The sequence below is a fragment of the Methanoculleus sp. UBA208 genome (genome assembly GCF_002498065.1).
Classification (GTDB): Archaea; Halobacteriota; Methanomicrobia; order Methanomicrobiales; family Methanoculleaceae; genus Methanoculleus.
The window spans coordinates 1-3,319 of record NZ_DAFZ01000003.1; the positions used below are offsets into that span (position 1 = coordinate 1).

Below are 3,319 nucleotides of genomic sequence, written 5' to 3' on the forward strand. Positions count from 1 at the left end.
AGCCCGGTGGAAAGCCGTGCTCGGGAGTGCGACCATCGGGAGAGGCAGATCCGGGTTCAACAAAGTCGAACGTTCCCTGTTTTTGCACTCCTTCCTCGTGCCCATCGTGCACTGCTGCGTGAGGGCATAGCGCCCGCCCCCACACGCCAAAATTCCTGACGTAAAGTGACAGGATGCACTATTCCCTGCCCTCAAACCTGGCCAGCGCAGGTGACGCCGGCCTTCCGACGAGCCCCAGGGCATCGGATACGCGGTCGGTGATCGTCAGGACACCGCCGGTCCTCTCCCGGTACTCCTGGACAAGGTAGGCGGTGTGATAGCGGTATGTCCGGTCCCGGGTGACGAAGAACAGGTCTTCGCCGAGGTTTGCAAGCAGCGTCTCCCAGATGAGCTCGTCGCCTATGGTATCCTTGCCCGTGCTCTTCGGGGGGTTGCCGAGAAGTTTGCGGCGGTGAGCCCGCGCGACGAGTTCGTCGGTCCGGTAAAAGACCCGCACGGCAGGGTTGCCGGACAGATCGGTGAACGCCCGGGCAACCGGATCGGCGGCGGGTTCTGCGATCATGCCCTCGATATCGTCGTAGAGTGCACCGATCACCCGGTTATACTCTTCCCCGGCACGTTGAAACTCGGCGGTCTTCGGGTTCTCCCGGATAATGGACGGCAGGCGGACCTCGCCGGTCTCGCGCTTTCGTACGTCGTCTCCTATCCTGTCGAGGACCCGGGACCGGTTGCGAAGGAACTCATCGAGGATGATGTCGGGAAAGACGAGATACTCTGCAAGCGCTCCGATATCTGCAAAGATCTCTTCCGGATCCTCGTACGACTCGTAGAGTTCGAGAAAGAGGTTCGTATCAACACATACAGCCGTCATGCTACCGGCGGTTGAGAACACCTGAGCGTATAATGATTTCCCGGACCGTTGCCGGGGGCGGATGCCGCGGCTGCCCTTACAAACGGGATTCGATGAATGGCAGGATAATTTTCATTATTTTTCCGGAACGTCAGCATTGATGCTGAGATCAAAATACTTAAGATTTATATCGTCAATTTCTCAGTTACAAGGTGGTGCATGTTCCGTATTCTCGTGATCGACGATGACCCGGCGCTTCTCGAACTGAATCGGATCTACCTGGAGCAGTCCGGAGATCTGCAGGTCGAGACAACGTCATCGCCGCTTCAAGGGCTCGATATGCTCTCGAAAACCTCATATGACGCTGTCGTTGCCGACTACGAGATGCCGGAGATGAACGGCATCGCGTTCTTAAAAGAGGTCCGCCGCAGGGGCATGACGATGTCGTTCATCATCTTTTCCGGCTGCGGCCGCGAGGAGGTCGTCATCGAGGCGCTCAACAGTGGGGCGGACTTCTACCTCCGGAAGGGGGGCAATCCCTCCGCCAAGTTTGCCGAACTCCGGAACATGATCCTTCAGGCGGGCAGGCGCGGGCAGGCCGAGGCGGAGGCGCAACGCGCCGGAGACCTGTACCGGAGCACCTTCGAGCATACCGGCTCCGCCACCATCATCATCGAAGGCGATACGACGATCGCCCTCGCAAACAGCGAATTCGAGCGCCTGACCGGCTACTCCAGGGAAGAGATGGAAGGAAAGATGTCCTGGACGGTATTCGTCGCCGCAGGGGATATTGAGCGTCTCAAGAATTACCACCGGCAACGGCGGATAGACCCCGGATCGGCACCGAGGACCTACGAGTTCCGGCTGATCGACCGGGACGGCAGACAAAAAGACCTGCACATGACGATCGGATGCATCCCCGGGACGGATCGCACCGTCGCGTCGATGCTTGACATATCCGACCGAAAACGGTTCGAGGAGGAGTTGAACGCGACGCATGAAGAGTTGAGTGCGGCGCACGAGGAGCTGACAGCGGCGTTCGAGGAGGCGAAAGCAAGCGAGGAGTCACTCGCGGCGCAGTGCAGAATACTGGAGGACTACCAGGCAAACCTCCGGGGCATCATCGATTTTCTTCCCGACCCGACGTTTGTGCTCGACCGCACGGGGAAGGTCATCATCTGGAACCGGGCAATCGAGCTGGCGACCGGGGTCCGGAAGAGCCGGATCATCGGGTCCGGGCCGGAAGCAATCTGCGCGGCGATGCCCGGGTTTCAGTCCCCGCTGCTTGCGGAACTCGTCCTTTCCCGGGAGGACGCCGGGAGCATCGGTCGGGAGATCCGCATCCCTTCGCCCCGCACCGGGGAGGAGCTCTGCCTCTGGGGGAAGGCATCGCCGCTCTACGATGCGCAGGGAAGGCTCTCGGGCGCGATCGAGTCGCTCCGGGACATCACCGAGCGAAAACAGATGGAGGCAGAGATCCGGCACCGGGTAGACCTCGAACGTGTGGTGAGTTCGATCTCCGCGCGGTTCATCGCCCTGGACCCGGCGGACGTCGAAGACGCCCTGAAGGAGACGCTCAGGGTGCTCGGTTCGTTCCTGGACGTCGACCGGAGTTACATCTTCCGCCTCTCCGCCGACCTCACTCGTGCAGAGAACACCCACGAGTGGTGTGCGGAAGGAATCGAGCCACAGATTGAAGTACTGCAGGATCTGCCGGTCAACGTGGTCACATGGGGGATGGCGCAGATCGAGGCCCGGAAGACGATCTGCGTCCCCAATGTGGCCGATCTCCCGGAAAAGGCGGCGGCGGAGCGTGAGTTCCTCCGGGGACACGGTGTCCGGTCGCTCATCCTGGTCCCGATCGCGACCGCCGATGAGGTCCTGGGGGCCCTCGGGTTTGAGACCGAGCAGCAGACGCGGGACTGGTCGGACGAGGATATCACGCTGCTCGAGGTCGTCGGCAACCTCTTCGCCGACCTCTTCTCCCGGCTTCGCGTGCACGAACAACTCCGGGAGAGCGAAGAGCGGTTCAGAACCCTCGTGGAACAGTCGCACGACTGTTACATCCGTGCAACCACGGTGCCGCAGGCAATCGAGTACATCAGTCCTTCGTGCGAGAGCCTGATCGGATACTCCCGGGAAGAGATTCTGAGCGACCCGGATTTCATCGGGCGGCTGATCCATCCCGACGACCGGGAGGCATTCTTTGCCCTGCTCCAGGAACGGGACGCATGTCCCGGCCGGCCATACGTCTTCCGGGTGCGCCGGAAGGACGGACGGTATATCTGGGTCGAGGTCTGCACGATCCCCGTCTACGGGAACGACGGACACCCGGTCGCGATCGATTATGCGGTCCACGACATCGATGCCTGGAAACAGACCGAGGCGGCACTCATCCAGGCTAACAAAAAACTCACCCTGATGAACAGTATCGTGCGGCACGATATCGTGAACTACCACGCCCTGAAG

General features: G+C 60.8%; 2 protein-coding genes. One reads left to right on the plus strand and one right to left on the minus strand.

The features are described 5' to 3' along the window. Positions 1-178: 178 nt before the first annotated feature. Positions 179-871 (minus strand): PIN domain-containing protein, encoded by a 693-nt coding sequence (locus tag BRA62_RS00100; protein ID WP_292363995.1) that lies wholly within the window; start codon positions 869-871, stop codon positions 179-181. Between the two features lie 198 nt (positions 872-1,069). Between BRA62_RS00100 and BRA62_RS00105 the strand changes: the two genes are divergently transcribed. Then, the coding region (locus BRA62_RS00105; protein ID WP_292363996.1) for a PAS domain S-box protein at positions 1,070-3,319 on the plus strand (2,250 nt) is incomplete at its 3' end.